Origin of the sequence: Pseudoalteromonas sp. NZS127_1, from assembly GCF_015864295.1 — a bacterium.
Classification (GTDB): domain Bacteria; phylum Pseudomonadota; class Gammaproteobacteria; order Enterobacterales; family Alteromonadaceae; genus Pseudoalteromonas; species Pseudoalteromonas arctica.
The window spans coordinates 12174-32498 of sequence record NZ_JADYXO010000016.1 but is presented as its reverse complement, the minus strand read 5'-3'; the positions used below and the strand labels follow the sequence as shown (position 1 = coordinate 32498).

Annotated in this window: 19 protein-coding genes and 1 pseudogene; 5 read left to right on the top strand and 15 right to left on the bottom strand. The window is 38.4% G+C overall.

The features are described 5' to 3' along the window. Positions 1 to 15: 15 nt before the first annotated feature. Complete coding sequence (gene lipB, locus I6F50_RS14240; protein ID WP_166419152.1) at positions 16 to 669, top strand: lipoyl(octanoyl) transferase LipB; 654 nt, start codon at positions 16 to 18, stop codon at positions 667 to 669. Continuing rightward, positions 666 to 1631, top strand: coding sequence for a lipoyl synthase (gene lipA, locus I6F50_RS14235; protein ID WP_002958515.1), 966 nt, complete (start codon positions 666 to 668; stop codon positions 1629 to 1631). Before lipB ends, lipA begins: the two co-directional genes overlap by 4 nt. 80 nt (positions 1632 to 1711) lie before the next feature. Here lipA and I6F50_RS14230 read toward each other — a convergent pair whose 3' ends face one another. Beyond that, complete coding sequence (locus I6F50_RS14230; RefSeq protein ID WP_165739930.1) at positions 1712 to 2998, bottom strand: VCBS domain-containing protein; 1287 nt, start codon at positions 2996 to 2998, stop codon at positions 1712 to 1714. Between the two features lie 256 nt (positions 2999 to 3254). Between I6F50_RS14230 and I6F50_RS14225 the strand changes: the two genes are divergently transcribed. Next, entirely contained in the window at positions 3255 to 3494 is a 240-nt protein-coding gene (locus I6F50_RS14225) for an RNA-binding protein (protein WP_007585551.1), read from the top strand. 398 nt (positions 3495 to 3892) lie between these two features. Continuing rightward, positions 3893 to 5509 carry a M28 family metallopeptidase gene (locus I6F50_RS14220; protein ID WP_197176539.1) on the top strand — a complete coding sequence of 539 codons (1617 nt, stop codon included), beginning with the start codon at positions 3893 to 3895 and terminating at the stop codon, positions 5507 to 5509. A gap of 260 nt (positions 5510 to 5769) precedes the next feature. Here I6F50_RS14220 and I6F50_RS14215 read toward each other — a convergent pair. The 7 genes and pseudogenes from I6F50_RS14215 to I6F50_RS14185 form a co-directional block, all read right to left on the bottom strand. Further along, positions 5770 to 5958 (bottom strand): annotated as a pseudogene (locus I6F50_RS14215) (EF-hand domain-containing protein); the annotation flags it as partial. Positions 5959 to 6335: 377 nt separating this feature from the next. Further along, entirely contained in the window at positions 6336 to 6542 is a 207-nt protein-coding gene (locus tag I6F50_RS14210) for a calmodulin (protein ID WP_197176537.1), read from the bottom strand. Positions 6543 to 6711: 169 nt separating this feature from the next. Continuing rightward, positions 6712 to 6924, bottom strand: a complete 213-nt coding sequence (locus I6F50_RS14205) for a calmodulin (protein ID WP_197176535.1) — start codon at positions 6922 to 6924, stop codon at positions 6712 to 6714. A 627-nt stretch (positions 6925 to 7551) separates the two neighbouring features. After that, complete coding sequence (locus tag I6F50_RS14200) at positions 7552 to 7767, bottom strand: TIGR02450 family Trp-rich protein (protein ID WP_002958506.1); 216 nt, start codon at positions 7765 to 7767, stop codon at positions 7552 to 7554. Positions 7768 to 7842: 75 nt separating this feature from the next. After that, entirely contained in the window at positions 7843 to 8196 is a 354-nt protein-coding gene (locus I6F50_RS14195; protein ID WP_165728929.1) for a cupredoxin domain-containing protein, read from the bottom strand. Between the two features lie 20 nt (positions 8197 to 8216). After that, positions 8217 to 10463 carry a heavy metal translocating P-type ATPase gene (locus tag I6F50_RS14190; protein ID WP_197176533.1) on the bottom strand — a complete coding sequence of 749 codons (2247 nt, stop codon included), beginning with the start codon at positions 10461 to 10463 and terminating at the stop codon, positions 8217 to 8219. Further along, entirely contained in the window at positions 10453 to 10896 is a 444-nt protein-coding gene (locus I6F50_RS14185) for a MerR family transcriptional regulator (RefSeq protein WP_165741484.1), read from the bottom strand. Before I6F50_RS14185 ends, I6F50_RS14190 begins: the two co-directional genes overlap by 11 nt. A 320-nt stretch (positions 10897 to 11216) precedes the next feature. On the opposite strand from I6F50_RS14185, the gene I6F50_RS14180 reads away from it, so the two are divergent. Continuing rightward, on the top strand, positions 11217 to 13859 hold the full coding sequence (locus I6F50_RS14180; RefSeq protein WP_166419157.1) for an EAL domain-containing protein: 2643 nt from the start codon (positions 11217 to 11219) through the stop codon (positions 13857 to 13859). Between the two features lie 21 nt (positions 13860 to 13880). On the opposite strand, the gene I6F50_RS14175 is transcribed toward I6F50_RS14180, so the two are convergent. The 7 genes from I6F50_RS14175 to I6F50_RS14145 form a co-directional block, all read right to left on the bottom strand. Beyond that, complete coding sequence (locus I6F50_RS14175; RefSeq protein WP_165742258.1) at positions 13881 to 14381, bottom strand: DUF2059 domain-containing protein; 501 nt, start codon at positions 14379 to 14381, stop codon at positions 13881 to 13883. A 130-nt stretch (positions 14382 to 14511) separates the two neighbouring features. Next, positions 14512 to 14844 (bottom strand): Na+/H+ antiporter subunit G, encoded by a 333-nt coding sequence (locus I6F50_RS14170; RefSeq protein ID WP_007585525.1) that lies wholly within the window; start codon positions 14842 to 14844, stop codon positions 14512 to 14514. 9 nt (positions 14845 to 14853) lie between these two features. Further along, complete coding sequence (locus I6F50_RS14165) at positions 14854 to 15123, bottom strand: K+/H+ antiporter subunit F (protein WP_007378493.1); 270 nt, start codon at positions 15121 to 15123, stop codon at positions 14854 to 14856. Continuing rightward, positions 15117 to 15653, bottom strand: coding sequence for a Na+/H+ antiporter subunit E (locus tag I6F50_RS14160; protein ID WP_007585523.1), 537 nt, complete (start codon positions 15651 to 15653; stop codon positions 15117 to 15119). The genes I6F50_RS14165 and I6F50_RS14160 overlap by 7 nt, the downstream gene beginning before the upstream one ends. Next, positions 15653 to 17170: a monovalent cation/H+ antiporter subunit D gene (locus I6F50_RS14155; RefSeq protein ID WP_010554686.1), complete on the bottom strand. Its 1518-nt coding sequence runs from the start codon at positions 17168 to 17170 to the stop codon at positions 15653 to 15655. Before I6F50_RS14155 ends, I6F50_RS14160 begins: the two co-directional genes overlap by 1 nt. Then, positions 17167 to 17520 (bottom strand): Na+/H+ antiporter subunit C, encoded by a 354-nt coding sequence (locus I6F50_RS14150; RefSeq protein ID WP_010554685.1) that lies wholly within the window; start codon positions 17518 to 17520, stop codon positions 17167 to 17169. The genes I6F50_RS14155 and I6F50_RS14150 overlap by 4 nt, the downstream gene beginning before the upstream one ends. Continuing rightward, positions 17520 to 20312 (bottom strand): monovalent cation/H+ antiporter subunit A, encoded by a 2793-nt coding sequence (locus tag I6F50_RS14145; protein WP_165728932.1) that lies wholly within the window; start codon positions 20310 to 20312, stop codon positions 17520 to 17522. The genes I6F50_RS14150 and I6F50_RS14145 overlap by 1 nt, the downstream gene beginning before the upstream one ends. Positions 20313 to 20325: the final 13 nt, after the last annotated feature.

Genomic DNA, 20325 nt, shown 5'->3' with positions numbered 1-20325 from the left:
TAGTTGAGATTTGTTGTGAACGAAAACACTTTGATCGTACGCCAACTGGGTCGCCAGCGTTATATGCCAATTTGGCAAAAAATGCAGGACTTTACCGACACCCGTGATGAAAATACGCCAGATGAAATTTGGCTTGTAGAGCACGAGAGTGTATTCACCCAAGGTCAAGCTGGTAAGGACGAACACTTACTTGCTCCTGGCGACATTGAGGTGATTAAAGTTGACCGTGGCGGGCAAGTAACTTATCACGGCCCTGGCCAGCAAATGATGTATGTATTATTTAATCTACGTCGTTTAAAAATTGGTGTACGTGAACTAGTTACGTGGCTTGAAGAGTGCATTATTGAATCACTCGCCGAATACGGTATCAAGGCGTATGCTAAAGCTGATGCACCAGGTGTTTACGTTAACGACAGCAAAATTGCATCTCTTGGGTTAAGAGTTCGTCGTGGTTGCTCGTTTCATGGCTTAGCATTAAATGTTAATATGGACCTAAGTCCATTTTTACGCATTAACCCATGTGGTTATGCGGGCATGAATATGGTGCAAACTAAAGAATTAGATGGTCCTCAAAACCTAGAAAGTGCGGGTGAAGGATTGGTGAAACACATGATCAATAAGCTTAATGCAACACAGGTTAAGCATACTGAAGGGTTTGAAAACGAATGAATAAACCAGTCAAAATGGAACCAGGTGTAAAACTACGCGACGCAGAAAAAATGGCGTTGATCCCAGTAAAAGTTTTACCTACAGAAAAAACTGAAATGTTACGTAAGCCAGAATGGTTAAAAATTCGCTTACCTAAATCTACCGATCGCATTGACGGCATTAAAAAAGCGCTACGTAAACATGGCTTACACTCGGTATGTGAAGAGGCTTCGTGCCCTAACCTATCAGAATGTTTTAACCACGGTACAGCTACTTTTATGATTTTAGGTGCAATATGTACTCGCCGTTGCCCATTTTGTGATGTTGCCCATGGTCGCCCATTAAAACCTGATGCCACTGAACCTGAAAAGCTAGCACTTACGATTAAAGATATGAAGCTAAGCTACGTTGTAATCACTTCGGTTGACCGTGATGATTTACGTGATGGTGGTGCACAACACTTTGCTGATTGTATTCGCGAAATTCGTAAGCACAATCCAACAATCACTATCGAAATTTTAGTACCAGATTTTCGCGGTCGTATGGACCGTGCACTAGAGATATTAATCGAGACGCCACCTGATGTGTTTAACCACAATCTTGAAACTGCGCCACGTTTATACAAACTAGCTCGTCCAGGTGCTGACTACAAATGGTCATTAGAATTACTTCGTCGCTTCAAAGAAGCTCACCCAGAAGTTAAAACTAAATCAGGCTTAATGGTAGGTTTAGGTGAAGAGATTAGCGAAATTGAAGAAGTGCTTCGCGATTTACGTGCACACAACGTTGACATGCTAACTGTAGGCCAATATCTACAACCATCTAAGCATCACTTACCGGTTAAACGCTACGTGCCACCAGTAGAGTTTGACGGCTTAAAAGCGTATGCAGACGAAATTGGCTTTACTCACGCGGCTTCAGGTCCGTTTGTACGCTCAAGCTACCATGCTGATCAACAGGCAGCGGGCAAAGAAGTAAAATAACCACTTTTATCAAAGAATAAAAAAAGCCGTTAATAATGCATAATTATTAACGGCTTTTTCATGCTAATTGATAAAATAGCTTACTGCGCTAACTTACCTCTTGTGATAGAAAAATCAGCAAACCTAACACGTTCTTCATCAACTTGAAGGCTGTCGGTTTCAACAATTGAGCGGTATATTCCCCACTTAGGACGAGCAAAATCATCATCATTAAAGCCGCGCCACATATCTATGTTTTGCTCGCTTATATTAAATATCTCTGCGTTGTCGCTTAAGCGCGTTAATGTCATATCAAGCTTACCACTTTCACTAAATGTAGCTTGTACGAATACCTCGACCCATTCATCAGTAATAACTGACCAGTCGGTTTCAATTAAGTTTCTATCCAGACCCGTGCTGTTACCGTTTTCATCAAAGCCTGCACTATATCGCACTTGCAGCTGATTACCTGTACTGTTTTTTTGCGCCCCAGAAAGCGTGATAATAGGCTGATCGTCATTACCATTGGTGTTGTCGTTGCTATCATTTCGGGCTTTCATTTGAAAAAAATGGCTAAACTTACTCGTAAGCTCAAGCTCGCTGCTTACTTTAAATTTCCAACTGTATTGAAATGTTTCACCCTCAAACGCCAGTGTTTCTTGTGGTGATTTATCGTAGGTTTTTATTTCGTTACGTTGTCTATCACTTACGCCTTTGTCTTTATCTTGGTCATCATCTCGGTGAGCTAAAAAGACAAAATGGTTACCAATTATCGTATCGGTATCTTCAATAATATGGACAACACTTTCATGATTGCCAGCGTATAAATCTGGGGATTCAATTGACCCTTCGCCGAAGGCATTTTCAATAAGCGTGTATGCGTCAAGCCCCGAATTAACGCCATCTGATTGCAATAAAACGTGTGATATTTTCTCAAAGCCATCAGCTTGAGCTATTGGTGCACCAACAATTGTTATGACAACTTGCACGCTAGTATCATCTAAAGAGTTTACAGTTATTGTGTCTTGCAGTGTTTCATCTTCACTTAAAGATGTTATTGAAGCATTTAAATCATCAAGTGTGTATGACCAATCTCCACCAGCATTTAAGCTAAAAAAACCATAGCTTGTAGCGCTATTTTCTTGTGCTATAAAAGCAGCCTCACCGGATTGTTGATCAGTAATGGTTAATGAGCCTGTTATTGCATCATTACTATCACTAATAACTTCGCCTCGGCTATTACCACCAATTATTGCAGGAGTTTGTAAAGTAACCGCTTCATTATTTTGCACCGTAGAATCAGAGCCAGAGCTGCCACAACCAACAACTAAACAAGATAGAAGTGCGGTTGTAATTACATTACGCAGTTTAAGATTATATTTAGGCATTGTTAGTTTTATAGTTAATAGTAAGTTAATAAAACATAAACTTACCAATTAACTATGCAAATAACCACAACTCAATTACCAATTAACATGACCAATTTGATGGCAATCTATTTAAAATTATAAAAGCTATGTTTTTTCAGTGTGATACAAACAATTATTCCTATAGAACGTTTATTTATATATGTTTTAAAATAAAATTAGGTTAAAGCTGAGTTACTTGAGATAATTAATACTGACATAATTATTTAGGTTCATTATGAAACTATTAGTTCGTAACTTGTCTCGTGCTACCACTGAGCATGAGCTTCGTACTTTATTTGCAGAGCACGGTAAAGTGACTACCTGCAACTTGGTACTTGATAAAGAAACTGGCCAATCTAAAGGCTTTGCCTTTTTAGAAATGCCAAACGACATAGAAAGTAAAAGCGCCATTAAAGCACTTAACCAATCTACTGTTGATAAAAGTAAGATCCGCGTAAAGCTTGCAGACGCATAAAGCTAACTGCAACTTATACTAAAAAACCAGCTAATGCTGGTTTTTTGCTTTTAGTGCCAAGTATTGTATTTAAGCTTTATATTTAGCTAAAAAAACTAAGCGGTTATTAAGCCGCTTTTTTTATACTTATAGTGCCCTATATTATAAAAGAAGCAGACAGCACAAAAAATGTCTCCTGCTCAGCTAATATTGCAGCAGCAAAAAATGCAATGCCACTAGCTATAAATAAATACCCACTTTTTTTACATTGGCTCATTATGTGCTCCTTTAGGTTGTTCGTTATTTATACACATTATAAAATCAATCTGCAATTGAATGAAAAGTTCTCTATAAAAATTCGACATCGCTGCGGTGCTTCCTTTATATTGAAAGCCTAATTAAATAACAATATGAAGACTATGGCATCTACTCTTTTAAAAAGCGCTAGCCTAAGCCTGCTAGTTGCACTCTTTGGCTGCTCAGAGCCTGCAAGCCAACAAACCCCATTAGAAAATACAGCCGGTGTAAGCCTTAGCAATATTAAACAGCATATTAAAACGCTAGCCTCTGATGACTTTCAAGGCCGAGGCCCGCTTACTCATGGCGAAGTGAAAACAGTAGGCTACTTAAGCGAGCAATATAAAGCGCTGGGTTTAACCGGTGCTTATAAAGGTAAATACTTACAGCCTGTAAAAATGGCAATGGTGACAGCTAATCAGGACATGCAGTTAAAGGTAGGTGATTTGAGCTTTGAATCAGGCAAAGACTTTACCGCACGTACCGAGCAACTTCAGCCATTAATTGATGTAAGAAGCTCTGACGTTGTATTTGTTGGCTATGGCATTAATGCGCCAGAATATAGCTGGAATGACTATAAAAATATTGATGTAACAGATAAAACAGTGGTTGTGCTAGTTAACGATCCAGGCTTTGCTACTCAAAACAATGCCCTTTTTACTGGTAATGCAATGACCTACTACGGTCGCTGGACTTATAAATATGAAGAAGCCGCTCGCCAAGGTGCAAAGGCTGTATTTATTGTTCATGAAACAGCACCTGCGGCATACCCTTGGGGCGTAGTTGAAAGTTCAAACACCGGCACTAAATACACGTTAATGGATAACAATTTAAACGCGTCTAAATTACCGGTTATGGGCTGGCTAACACTTGATGCGACTGAGAAAATGTTTAACGCCGCAAAGCTTAACTATCAAGATTTAAAACAAGCAGCATTAAATGATGACTTTAAAGCGACGCCACTTAACTTAAAAGCAAACCTTGCCTTTAAAAACGAAGTATCTCATGCAAAATCGCATAACGTAGTTGCACAAATTACAGGTAGCGAATCACCTGACGAATACGTTGTTATTAGCGCTCACTGGGACCACTTTGGTACTAAACAAACGGATACTGGCCCTAAGATTTATAACGGCGCAGTAGATAACGCTTCAGGCACTGCAGCCACGCTTGAAATAGCACGCATCATGAGCAAAATGAATAAGCAAAAACCATTTAAACGCTCAATTATTTTTGCTAACTTTACAGCAGAAGAAACGGGGTTAATTGGTTCTGAAGAATTTGCATCGGGTGCGGTTGTACCTACAAAACAAATGGTCGGTCTATTAAATATTGATGGCATGAACGTGCTTGATGGTACTGACTACATTTTACAATACGGTAAAGATTTATCGACAATGGAAAACTATTTAGCAAAGGCTACAAAATCACAAGGCCGTGTTGTTAAAATGGATCCTCGTCCGCAAAATGGCTTATTTTTTAGATCTGATCATTTCTCACTTTCTAAGCAAGGCGTGCCTAGTTTATTATTTATGAGCCTGGGCGATACCGATCCTGAGTACATTGCGCATAAGTACCATAAAGAAGCAGACGACTACTCTGCTGATTGGTCGTTAGGTGGTGTTAAGCAAGATATAGATCTTATTGTTGATATAGCCACTCAACTTGCAAACAATGGCGATTGGCCAAAGTGGACGAGCGAGTCTGACTTTAAAGCTAAGCGCGCACAAGATAAGTAGTAATAGCTATTACTGAGTAATATAAAACCCTCCTACTTGGAGGGTTTTTTCATTAAGCCATATATAAATGCTTTTATTGCCCAAGTACCACTTTAAACATGATTACCTGCACCCTATTAATAAAATAGTTAGCACAGTAAATCTGTCTATAGTGACAAACTATAAAAATTTTTACGAAAAAAGCAACTAAGTATTAAATACTTAGTTGCTTTGTGAGTATGACTGGTAAGGTTTTACAACTAACTCAAATATAAAGCCTGTTACTGAACCGTTGAAAACTCTTCTTTAGATAACTCGCCATTTCCATCTGTATCTAATTGATCAAATAACTGTACTAGTTGCGAGTTTACTTGTGCTTCTGATTTGCTAATTACGCCGTCGCCATCAGTATCAAAAGAATCAAAATCTACCGCAGCAAACGCCGCTGAAGAAGAAGCTAGGGCTACAAGTGGTAGGGCGTGTTGATCTTTGGTGGGTGAATTTGCAGCAGTCTGTTTGGTTTTTAGGCAAGGCAGAGCCTATGTAGTGTGGTTATTCCCCATAAATAGGCGATAACGCAGCATAAATACCAAACATGCGCTGCCCTTTGGGTTCTTTCTAGGGACTATTAACTCTTTGTTGCTCGGTTTTTACTTAGCCCACTAGGTTACAAACCTCGCGCCGCGATTTAATCGTTCCTAGATTGAACAAATTTCAATCCACAAAGATCAATACGCCCTAAAGTTTTGTGTAATGTTTTCATAAGCGTTTCCTTAGGCTTTGTGCCTGATAAGAGAGAGGTAAGAAGTCCTTTTCAAAGATCCTTTAGGAGTAAAGTTTGAATAAATTAATATTCAAAAAAATCATTTTCTGTCGGACCACCACTACTTTGAACATTCAGCTCGTCAAATTGCTCTATCACTTGCGCCGATTCTTCAGCTTGGCTAATTAAAGCGTTGTCGTCTGCATCGAGTGTTTCAAAGTGTGTGTTTGCAAATACTACTGACGAGAAAACAATAGCCATAAGTACAAATATTGATTGTAGCTTTTTCATAATTTAATCCTTCAAAAGTATGCGGTGTCCTAAATAAATTTGCTCTATAGTGCTCTCTAGTAACTTCCTAGTTATTCTTTTTAGTAGGCTCCCTTGCCTACTTAGGTTGTCTTTGGCAACTCAGAATTTAGATAACATCACAGAGCATTAACTGTTTAAGGCTTTAATTTTAGGCCTTAGAAAACTCATCTTCAGATAGCTCACCATCTTGGTTTGTATCGAGTTCTTCAAATTTGCTTAAAAGCTCAGCATCTACTGAAGCTCCGGCTTGGCTAATTGCGCCATTACCATCTACGTCTAGCGTATCAAAATCTGTTGCTGCAAAAGCCGCTGATGAAGAAGCTAGCGCCATTAGTACTAATGTTGATTGAAATGTTTTCATAATAGTATTCCTTCATTGGGTTGTTGCGATTAAGGCCTTTGGCTTTCATCACGTTTTGCTTAATACACTCTAGGTATTACAACTTCGGTGCCACTTTTTATTTGTTATTTAAAAACAATGGGTTAAACGATATAAAGCGAGAGAAGCTAAATTTGGGGAGGTGCTTTTGTTGCTTTTTAGCAACAGTCATTTAACTAAAAAAAATAAGCCAATATAAATCAATAAGTTAACTTTAATTAAAAAGACACACTTTAGCTAAAAAGCCAGTGACGGGAGCATTTAGGTTCGTCTTCAAAATAAACTGAATATGAACATGGAAATTACATAGGATTTATTCAAGTTTATTAAAAAATAAACTTATTTAAAATTAGATAGTTATATTTTTTTGAGGTATTTTATAAAAATTGTGAAGTGATATTTTGAAATTAACTGTTTTGTTGCCAAATGGCGAATTTATCTAGAAAGGTTGCAATGTGAAAGCTAAGTTATAGCATTGAGTTCATAACTTAATGCGCCGTAAAATATAGGTTCGCTTGAGTTAAGCAAACCTACATCGTGTGCCAGCCATCTGCAAAAGTACCGCTAAAAGTGCCACTATTTGAGGGAGGTAAATTATATAGATTTAAACTACTTCCACCCTTGTAGCCACTTTTGGTTGTCTTTTAAATCTCGCCAACTAATTGGATATTGATTTTTTGACATAACAGCCTCGGTAATACACTCAATTACATTGCCGTCTTCATCAAATTCCACCTCAACAATAATAAAGTGCTTTTCTTTATTTATAGCAGGTGTTGCGGTCCATTTACTATTCAATAATTTTTTAGGGTTTAATTTATTCATTTAATATAGCGACTCCTGCTAATATCACAGCTTATATAAAGCAACTATACGACCCCAACACCTACTTAGTTCAGGTTACTGCGCAACTAGCTTACCTTTGTACATTTGCATTTGGCAATGAAAGTCATATTCACCAGCTTCAAGCGCAGGTAGTTTAACTGTATTACCATCACCCATTGCCAGAGCTTTACTTATATCAAGCTGTGGAAATATCACTGTTTCGGCGCACGGTGCGCTGTCTTTTCTATCAAAGGTAAGTACAACCTCTTTGTTGGCAGCCACTTGAATATGGCCAGGCTTATAGATACCGTTATCAACGACTATCGTTACTTTATTGTCATCACTTTGTGTTTGCTCTGGTTTGTATAGCCAAAACCAATAAATAATTGCGGCTATTAACAGTGCACCACCTATATTAATCATCAACATAATGTACTCCTTAGCTTAAATTACGATTTATTTGGTTTGAAAAAACGTAAGCGATTAGCGTTACTTACCACAGTAAGCGATGAAAGTGCCATAGCAGCTCCTGCTACAACGGGGTTAAGTAATATGCCAAAAAATGGATACAACACGCCGGCTGCAATCGGAATACCCGCCACGTTATAAATAAAGGCACCAAATAGGTTTTGTTTAATATTTGAAATAGTTGCATTACTCACGGCAATTGCATCAGCAAGGCCATGTAACGAGCCACGCATTAAGGTAATGTCTGCACTTTCTATTGCTACATCAGTACCTGTACCAATTGCAAAGCCTACATCGGCTTGCGCAAGTGCGGGAGCATCGTTAATACCGTCACCAGTCATACCCACTATTTCACCATTGGCTTGGCGTTTTGTTACTTCGTTTACTTTGTCATCGGGCATTACTTCTGCAATAAAGTCATCAATACCAACTTGCTTAGCAACAGCTTGTGCAGTGGCTTTGTTGTCACCAGTTAGCATAACTAGGTGGATACCTTTATTTTGCAGGCGTTTAATCGCTTCTACTGAATCCTCTTTAATAGGATCTGCTACAGCAATAATAGCGTGGAGCTTATTATTACTTGCAAAATACATGGGCGTTTTAGCATCACTGGCAAGTGTTTGAGCTTGCTCGGTTGCATCATCAACACTCACATTGTATTTATCCATTAGCGCTTTGTTGCCAAATAACAATGTTTGCCCGTCAACACTGCCAGTTACGCCTTTACCTGTAATGGCATCAAAGTCGGTAACTTTACTCAGTGTTAAGCCATGCTTTTTAGCGTATGCCGTAATTGCTTCAGCCAGTGGATGCTCTGAGCTACTTTCAAGGCTTGCAACACATTGCATTACTGTATTTTCGTCGCTGTTGTTAAATGTAACCACATCGGTAACTTGCGGTGTGCCTTGAGTAATAGTGCCTGTTTTATCTAAAATCATGGTGGTGATTTTAGATGTAGTTTGCAGCGACTCGCCATTTCGAATTAATATTCCCGACTCAGCGGCTTTACCAATACCCACCATAACCGACATAGGGGTTGCGAGTCCCAGCGCACAAGGACAAGCAATAATAAGTACCGTGGTTACAGCAACAACGGCATAAGCAATTGATGGCTCAGGTCCAAAGTTTAACCATGCAAGGCCAGCAAGTACTGCTATAATCATGACTGTTGGTACAAATATCCCTGATATAACATCAGCTAAGCGCCCTATTGATGGCTTAGAGTTTTGTGCACGCTTTACCATATTGATAATATTGGCAAGTGTGGTTTCGCTACCAATGTGCGTGGCTTTAAATAATAAAGTGCCACTTTTATTAATACTTCCGGCAACGACTTTGTCGCCCGTTTTTTTGCGGGCAGGCATTGGCTCACCAGTAAGCATTGACTCATCAACCGTACTGCTGCCTTCAATAACGTCGCCATCTACAGGGATTTTTTCACCCGGGCGAACACGTACTTCATCATTTTTTACAACATCACTAATGTCGATGTCTTGCTCTTGATCATCGCGTATTACGCGTGCAGTTTTTGGTTGCAGACCAATTAAGCGTTTAATTGCCTGTGAGGTTCGCCCACGTGCTTTTACTTCAAAAGCGAGCCCTAAACTAATTAAACCGATGATCATCGATGACGCTTCAAAATATACGTGTCTTGCGACTTCTGGTAATAAATTTGGTGCGATTACTACAAACATCGAATACAACCACGCAGTACCTGTACCAAGCGCTATTAATGTATCCATATTTGCCGCATGGTTTTTAAATGCTTGCCATGCGCCGTTGTAAAATTGTTTACCTGATATAGCCATAACTACAAGCGTGACTATACCCACTAAAAACCACGCTATTCGTTGTGTGTCGGTGGTTACACTCATGTCAAAAATAAGCCCGTATATCATTAACGGTGTACCGACTCCTAACGCTAATATCATATTACGCATTAGCTTTTTGTAATGTGCCTCGTCTGACTTTGCTTTTTCATCAAGTGCATCTTGATCAGATTCATTACTCATTGGCTTAGCTGAATAACCAATGTTTTCGACTGCTTTAATAAGCGTGCTTTCGTCGGCTTTACCTTCTACACGTACAGTACGCTCAGCAAAGTTCATTTCTACGCATTGCGCACCTTGAACACTATTGAGGGCTTTTTCAATTTTGGCCACACAACTGCCACAATTAGCACCTTCAATAATAAAGTTTTGCGCGGTGTCTTTTGTATTAGTCGTCATTACGCTGCTCCTTATTTGCAGAATCGTTTATTGGATCAACAAAAGATTCTATTAAACTACACACGTCACTGGTATTTGCACCATCGGCTGATGTATCCCATTGCTCCAGAGCTGCATGCATTCTGTTTCGTAATTTTAATGTTTCTTGAAATAGTGCTTCGGTTTCTTCTAGGCGTTTAGTAATGAGTTTACGCGTTAACGGACAAGGACAATTCCCCTGCTCTGACTCGCCTATAATCTGTTGAATATCTTTGAGTGAAAAACCAAGTTGACGAGAGCTAATAATAAACTTTAAACGTTGCTGGTCTCGCTTTGTATATTCTTGATAGCCATTTTCTTCACTGCGTATTGGATTAAGTAACCCAACACGCGTGTAATGACGAACAGTATCGGCAGTCACGCCCATTAACTTGGCGAGTTGTTTAACATACATAATTTAGCTCCGTCATGTTTCAGTAGTTTCATAATAAACCTAGGTGCAACACATAGGTCAATAGCATCATTAAAATGCAATGACTTTTCCCTACAAAAAATATAATAGTATAAACTTAACTCGTATTTTTAATCGAAAGTTGGATATAGTGCAATTAAACGCATACTATAAACTCCCTAACAAATTGATTATTTTATGTTTTGCTAAAATACCTTATCATTTTTATAGGTTGCCTATATAGCAATCTAGGCATAGCAGAAAATGCTAAAAATAATATTCTGATCATTCATTCTTATCATAGTGAGCATGAGTGGACCAGTATGCTTAAAAAAGGATTTGAAGATTCTTTTAAAGAAGAAAAAAGTACGCATTTATTCCATGAATTTATGGATGCTAAGCGCTATCCTCAAGGAAAATTTAAAGAACAATTTTTGACCTACCTCCAACACAAATACATATCTACTAATTTAAGCCTTATTGCTGTAACAGATGACTCTGCACTCGAGTGGGTGACAGGTCACAGGGCTACATTTTTCCCTTCATTACCAATTGTATACAGTGGTATTAACCAAGTTACACCTGAAATTTTAGCAAAAAAAAACATGACAGGTGTTTTCGAAAATAGAAACCTTGCCCAAACAGTATTCGATATAAAGAGAATGACGGGGAAAGAACAGTTAATTGTTATTTCCGACAGCAGTATAACCGGTAAAATAAACTTAAATAAAATTAGAGCAATTAATAAGGACCCAAAAGCACCTAAACATATTTATGAGGTCATCGATTTAAATGAAATAGATATTGCAACAACACTTACCCCATACTCTAAAAACATTCCAATACTGGTGATCGGACAACTCATTAATCCCAATCAAAGAAATGAACTTATTCGCTGGAGCGAGAGTAGCTCTTTACTAGCTAAGCATACTACTAGACCCATATTCACTATTGCAAAAGTTACGTTAAATAATGGCGCAACTGGCGCACACGAACTTGACGGTATTCAGCACGCAATGCAGACGAGTCAGCTCATTAAGAAAATATTAAATGGTACTGAGGCTTCACTGTTACAGCCTATTTTACAGGCGCAAAGCATATGGGTTTTAGATGTTGGAAAATTAGAAGAAATTGGTATTAATTTAGCTTTAACCCCCACACCTAAAGTTCTTATTAATCAAAAAACAAGCTTTTATAAAAAGTACAAAACCTACGTTTGGCTTACTATTACAGCATTTAGCACAGCACTGTGCATCATTATATTAATGGCTGAAATAATTCGACGTACAAAGCAAAACCAAAAAATATTAAATATAAATCAACAGCGTTATAAAGACTTAGCTCAAGCTGGCGCAAATGTATTTTGGGAAACAAATCAATTAGGTGAACTTTGCTATATTTCTGGTAATACAACGTTATTTTTTAATTTATCTCAGCAAAAAATGCTTAATCATACCTTTGAGTCATTATTGAAAAATAACAATAATATTGAGTTTCCTTGGGAAAATTATAAAGTAGCTACTGAGAAAAAAAATAAAATAAAAAACCTAATTATAAAAATAAAATTATCCAGTAAAGATCTTAAAATTTTAATGCTCGTGGCTAAGCCAACCTTTGATCAAAACAGTAATTTTTCGGGTTACCGCGGAATAATTAAGGATATCACACAGCAACATCAGCTTTCGGAACGAGTCGTATATCAAGCAAGCTATGACCAACTTACTGGGCTTATAAATCGCCAAACCTTTAATGAAAAACTGAAAGCTTACTTATCTAATAAGCAAAATAATCAAGCTCCACGCTTTTTATGTATACTCGATTTAGACCGCTTCAAATTAGTTAATGACAGCGCAGGTCACCTAGTTGGTGATGCCATGTTATGTGAAGTCGCGACACTTATAAAGCAAAGCATTACTAATAAAGACTTACTTGCACGTTTAGGCGGGGACGAATTTGCTTTATTAGTTAATGATTCAACTTTAGAGCAAGCTCAGCTCACCTGTGAAAAAATAATTAGTACGATTAGAAGCTATAAGTTTATATGGAATGAACGAATTTTTGACTCAGGTATTAGTATAGGTATGGTGCCTATAACATATGGACTAAATGCGACAGAGTTACTTAGTAAAGCAGATCTAGCGTGCTATAAAGCTAAAGAACTAGGCCGAGGTCGTGTTTATATTACCGATCACGGTAACAATAGTTTATACAACGAAGCACTTCAAATAGGCTATATTGCGAATATTAGCCAAGCTATTACTAATAATCAGTTTTTTTTAGTTAAACAGCAAATAGCTCCACTAAGCTCTTCTATAAGTGAACAAGCCCACTACGAAATTTTAATTCGCTTTAAAGCGCTTGATAATAAACTAATTCCCCCTGATTTATTTATTCCAGCTGCAGAAAAAAATGGCTTAATAACATTAATAGATCAATGGGTAGTGAGTACTTTATTAGTGAGATATAGAGAGTTTTTCCCTGATAATAATACCCTTGTATCTATTAACTTATCTGGGATTAGCCTAAGTAATGAGGCGTTTGTACAACACATAATTAAACTCATAAAAAAAAGTGATATCAATGCTAAGAATATTTGTTTTGAAATCACCGAAACAGCTGCTATATCTCAGATAACTAAAGTTCAAAATTTTATAAGAGAGATGAAAGTACTTGGTATTAAGTTCGCAATCGATGATTTTGGCAGTGGCGCGTCTACTTACGAATATTTAAAAAACCTACCAGCTGATTATCTTAAAATAGATGGCAGTTTAATTAAAAATATTGAACGCAGCCAAGTAGATCAACAAATAGTCAAATCTATTAATGAAATAGCCCATATGATGGGAATGCAGACCATTGCAGAGTTTGTAGAGAATGAACAGATTAACCAAATACTTGAGACTATCGGTGTTAACTATGTACAGGGCTACCATATTGGTAAACCCTGCCCATGTGATGAAAAATAAAAGTTTAGATAAATATCAGCCTTACTTATTTTCACCCTCGCGAGATACTTTTAATTCGTCACTTAGTTGCTGCGCTAAAGCTTGTATTTTAGGCATTGCATCTTGCATTAAGCTTTGTGACATTTGCATAGATTCTTGCATTACAACTGGCATTTTAGCGAGTATTTTTTGCCCAGTATCTGTTTTATAAAAAGCTAACATATCGGCAATTTCTTGTTCATTAAAATGCTTGTCATACACGTTAACCATCATTGGCTGCATTTTAGCCCAGCTCATTTGCGTTTTTAATACTGCTGTCATATCTGCGTAGTATTTATCAAAAATTGGCTGCTCAGAAGGCTTAACGCCCATTTGGTCTGACATGCCTTTCATCATACCTTCAACCTGGCCGTACATAGAGTCAACCATTGAATCTAAATTCATTACACTAATAAGTTCATCTATTTTTTGCTGCTTAGTATTTTGTTCAGCATATAAACTACTAGAAAAAATCAGTAATGATAAAAGTAGTACCTTACCCATAATAATATCCTTTCATATAAATAATCGTTTTATAGTTACATTATTAATTAGTCTTGTAAAGGGTACAAGCAATCACTAAAAAGGCCGAGTAAAATGAATTTATTCGGCCTTTTATAAATATATTTTTATGTTAATCGTCTTCTACATTATCTAGGCCTTTAGTGCCTTCTTTGGCTTTTAGCTTATGATGAATAGCTGACTTTATTAGCATGTAACCACTAATCGGTGCCGTAATTAGTAAAAATATAGTAATGAGTATTTCTTTAACACTTAGGCCATGCCCTGAATTTGCAAAATAAACCATAGCTGCAATTAGCATACTTGCCATGCCCAACGTTGTTGCTTTAGTTGGCCCATGCAAACGCATAAAAAAGTCAGGTAGTTTAACTAAGCCTATTGAGCCAATTAAAATAAACGTACCACCAAATAACAATAATATTGATACAACCCATTCGCTGATCATGTTTTCACCTTATTCAATTATATCGCCACGTAGTAAATACTTACACACTGCAACTGTACTTATGAAACCTAGCATGGCAATAAGCAGTGCAGCTTCAAAATAAAGCCCTGTATCCATACTAATGCTATATAAAATAATCAGTGCAATGACGTTAATGTACATTGTATCGAGCGCTAAAACACGATCAGGCACTGATGGACCAATGATCAATCGCCATAAATTAAGCAATAATGATAAGCCAATCATCGAAAAAACAATGAGTAATACGGTGTCTAACATTGAAATATCTCCTTTAGTGGAGCTTCGTAGCGTTGTTTTATTTGTTTGATAAGTGCTTCTTCATCTTTAAGGTCAAGCACATGTATTAATAAGTAGCGTTGTGTTGGCTCTTCACCCTCAGGTAACGATTCAGCAATTGGGTAAACCTCTGCACTCACTGTACCGGGTGTAAGCGATACACTACTGGCCAATATGGTAATTGGCATATCATGAGTTAAATCTATCGGTACTTTTATAAATGCCGGACGCAAATTTTTAGATGGCCCAAGTATAAGTAAAGCCACTTGTAAATTTGCTACGACAATATCGTACAGCACAATAAGCAACTGCTTAAGAGCCAAGCCCGGCTTTAAAATTAGTGGCTGAGGCTCGCGAAGCGAAAAACTTAATATCGGGATAAGTATTGCAAAAATAGTCGCTAATACTAAGTGCCCTACCGACACGCTATTATTTAACAATAGCCAAACCATAAACAAAAATAAGCTACGAAATGGCGTTGGTAACCAACGAAAACGGGCTTGTAATCTCATCACATGCCTCCTTTAAGTACAGCATTAATACCGCCGCTTATATCATGTAACTGAGTAGCAGCACCTAGCATGTATTCACTTATTGGTCCGCCAAAAATAACGAGCAATGGCGAACACGCAAGTAAACCTATAATTACAATTACCTGCAACGGGTGTGCATTTGCACAATCTGCGTTTTCGCTATTTTTACTTTTATGCTCCCAAAACAAGGTCGTGCCAGCACGCGAAAGCGCTACCAACAACGCGAAGCTTGTTACTAAATATACAGGCCAAAATAGTAAAGCTTGCTCACTATTTAATGTGGCTTTAAGTATCCAAATTTTACCTACAAAGCCTGATAGTGGCGGCATACCAACTACAGTTAAAGCCGCAACAATAAAGCACACACCTAATAAAAATGGTTGTTTAACAGAGCGACCCGCTACTAGCCTATCACCAACTTTACCGCGCTGGATTGAAACTAAGTCTGCTAGTAAAAACAGTGCGGCACTAACAAGTGTTGAATGCACTAAATAATATAAAAGTGCAGCAGTGGCATTTACATTTTGCAATGCAATTAGCGCAACCAACGTACCTACCGATACTAATACTAAGTTAGAGGTGAGTTTACGTAAGTCTTGCGCTGCCATAACGCCAATGGCACCCACTATAATGGTGGCAATTGCTAAGCCCCAAAGCCAAGGCTGCGCCATATGTTCAAGCGCTCCTGCTTGTTCGCCAAATATCACCGTGTAAACACGAAGCATGGCGTAAACGCCTACTTTGGTCATAATCGCAAACAATGCAGCAACCACAGGTTTAGCGCTTGAATACGTATTTGGAAGCCATAAATGCAGAGGTAATAGTGCGGCCTTTAAAGCAAATACAATTAATAGTAATAAACCACCTGCTTTTGCTAGGTATACATCATCGCCCGAAAGCTGTGATACTTTTTGCGCCATATCTGCAATATTAAGCGTACCAAGTACACCGTACAAAATACCCAAACCGATTAAAAATACGCTTGAGCCAACTAAATTTAATATTACATATTGCAGTGCCGCACGAGTGTTTTGTTTATCACCTGCGTGCATTAACAGTGCATATGATGCAATCAGTAACACTTCAAAAAATACAAATAGGTTAAATAAATCGCCAGTTAAAAACGCGCCATTTACACCCAATATTAAAAAATGAACAAGTGGATGATAAAAGCTGCCCTTTTCATCATCGCCAGCACTACCATATAAAATAGCGCCCAAACCTAAAAGTGAAGTTAACGTAACCAATAAGGTAGATAACATGTCAGCGACTAAGACTATCCCAAATGGTGCAGACCAACTACCAATAGCGTAAACATTAATACCTGTATTATTAATATGTACAAGTAAAAGCACACTAATGGCAAAAGTAGCTATTGCCATTACAATTGAAACTAAGCGGCGAATTTTGACGCTTTTACCACATGGCGGCAGCAATAAAATAACTGCCGTCAACATAGGTAATAAAATAGGTAGCGAAGCTAAATGTTGGATCATTTTTGCTCCTTATTATCTGCAGAGGTGTTAGGCACATAACCATCAACATGGTCACTACCTAAATCGGCGCGCCCACGTATTGCCAAAATAACCACAAATGCGGTCATCGCAAAACCAATCACTATTGCAGTTAGTACTAATGCTTGAGGTAGAGGATCGGCGTATTCTGTGCCAGTACCAAGTACTACCGCTTTATTAATAGTAAGGCGACCTGCTGAAAACAAAAATAAATTAACAGCGTATGAAATCATAGTAAGCCCAAGTACTACAGGGAATGTACGAGCTCTCAGCAGTAAAAACACACCGCAACTGACCAATACTCCAACGCAAGATGCGTACAATAATTCCATTAAATATTTACCTCTTTTTTCTGGGTATCTGCTGTCATATTACCTAAGCTTGCTAAAATCATTAACGTAGCGCCTACAACAGTTAAGTAAACACCTAGGTCAAATGCAATCGCGCTGGCAAGCTCTGTTTTACCGACAAACGGAATATCAAAGTAGTCAAACCAAGTTGTTAAAAATGGCTTATCGAAGAACCAACTACCCACACCTGTAAACAAAGAAATACCGATGCCTGAGGCTATAATTTTGCGATAATTAACATCAAAGCGTTCGTTTATCCATGCTGTACCATGCGCCATGTATTGCAAAATAAACGCGATTGACGTTACCAGTCCTGCAATAAAGCCACCACCAGGTAAGTTATGTCCACGTAGGAAAATATATGCAGAAACTAATAACGCAAGCGGTAATAAACTTTGTGAAATACTCGCCAGTAATATTGGATGACGTTCTTTAGCCCATGGGCGCCCTTCGCTGTCGCTTGCTGGCATAAATAATGGAATTCGAGAAAGTACTTTAAATATACCTAATGCGGCAATACCTAATACGGTAATTTCTCCAAGCGTATCAAAGCCCCTAAAGTCGACCAAAATAACGTTAACCACGTTGGTACCACCGCCACCTATTTTAGCGTTAGCAATAAAGAAGTCTGAGATTGAATCTAATGGACGTGTAAGTAATGCGTAACAAATACTCGCTATCACTACACCTAACGTAGAGGCTATTGCTAAGTCTCGAAGTACGCGTAATGAACTTGATTCTTTTGGCGTATGCTGCGGCAAGAAAAACAATGCCAACATAAGTAAAATAATAGTAACAACCTCAACGGTTAGCTGCGTAAGCGCTAAATCTGGAGCAGAAAAGCGTGTAAATACAACCGACACCATTAATCCTACAATTGAGAGCATTAATAGCGATACCATTCGAGAGCGATGCCAAATAACGGTGGCAAGAGCACCAATAATCAATAAGCCTGCACCAATTGCATTGTGCACATCAACAGGGGTAAGTGGCATGCTTCCGGCAAGTTGTTGCATTTCAAATAACGGCCAACCTGCACACAGTAATACTACCGCTAACATAATTACAAGGTAGCGCTGCAGCGATCCATTTTCTGTACTGTTTACTTTTGACTGACACCAAGCAACAATATTTAAGATTACACGTTCAAACGTTTTTTTAGCGTTTAGAGGTGGTAGTGATGCTTGAAATTGAAATAGATATTTACGATTAATATAAATAAATAAGCCGCCAGCAATCGCCATCGCACTCATTAGTAGAGGCAAGTTAAACCCATGCCAGATAGCTAATTCGTAAACAGGCATTTCTTTTCCAAGTACAGCTAAAGACGCCGCAGATAAAATGCCATCAATTGTAAAGTGCGGGAACATACCCACTAACAAACAAATCACAACAAGTATTTCTATTGGTACACGCATATAGCGCGGTGGCTCATGCGGCGTACGAGGTAAATCAATTGGTTCACCATTAAAAAACACGTCATGAATAAAGCGTGCTGAGTACGCAACAGCTAATGCACCTGCAACAGTTGCCAGTACTGGAATTAACCACGACATAGAACCAAGCACTTGCTGATGCAGCGTTTCTGCAAAAAACATTTCTTTAGACAAGAAGCCATTTAGTAAAGGAACTCCTGCCATTGCAGCCGCCGCGACCATCGCAAGCGTTGCAGTGTATGGTAAGTATCGCCACATACCATTTAATTTACGCATATCGCGCGTGCCCGTTTCGTGATCAATAATACCAACGGCCATAAATAACGACGCTTTAAACGTCGCATGGTTAATTATGTGAAAAATAGCAGCAACAGTCGCAAGTTCAGTATCAAGTCCGAGTAATAGCGTTATTAAACCCAAATGGCTTATTGTTGAATAGGCTAACAAGCCTTTTAAGTCGTGTTTGAATAGTGCTATATAAGCGCCAAACAACAGCGTAGCTAAACCCGTTAACCCAACGAGCAAGAACCAAGTATCGGTGCCGGCTAAAGCAGGATGAAAACGTGCTAACAAAAATATACCGGCTTTTACCATCGTCGCAGAATGTAAATACGCGCTTACTGGCGTAGGCGCTGCCATTGCATGAGGAAGCCAAAAGTGAAATGGAAATTGTGCCGATTTAGTAAACGCACCCAGTAGCACCAATACCAATGCTACTTCGTATAAATCATGAGATTGAATTATTGCTTTACTCGCTAGAATAACATCTAGGTCGTAACTACCAACAATATCACCTAATAGCATCAATCCAGCAAGTAACGCTAAGCCGCCCGCGCCTGTTACAGCAAGCGCCATACGTGCGCCTTTTCGCGCTTCTGATTTATGCCACCAAAAACTAATTAATAAAAATGAGCTGATGCTCGTTAATTCCCAAAACAACCACAGTTGAATGACGTTGTTAGACATAACAATACCAAGCATTGCAGTCATAAATAGCATTAAGTAACTATATAGCTTAGCCATTGAGTCATTAGCGCTTAGGTAGTAACGGGTGTAGAGGATAACGAGCAAGCCTATGCCTAAAATCATAAACATAAACAATAAACTGAGGCCGTCTAACCGCAGAGACAAATCGAGTCCTATTGACGGGATCCAAGCTAAAGAATAACGAATGGTTTCGCCCGCTAAAACGGCAGGTGCATGGTATAGAGTAATCCCCAAAGCCGTCAAAGGCGCAAGAGCCGTTAAACTAGTGCTTAAATTGCGGGATAACTTACCTGTGCATGCAGAAATAACACTGCCAATTAAGGATAACAAGGGTATCCAGAGCAAAGTCATAATGTAGGGCCTT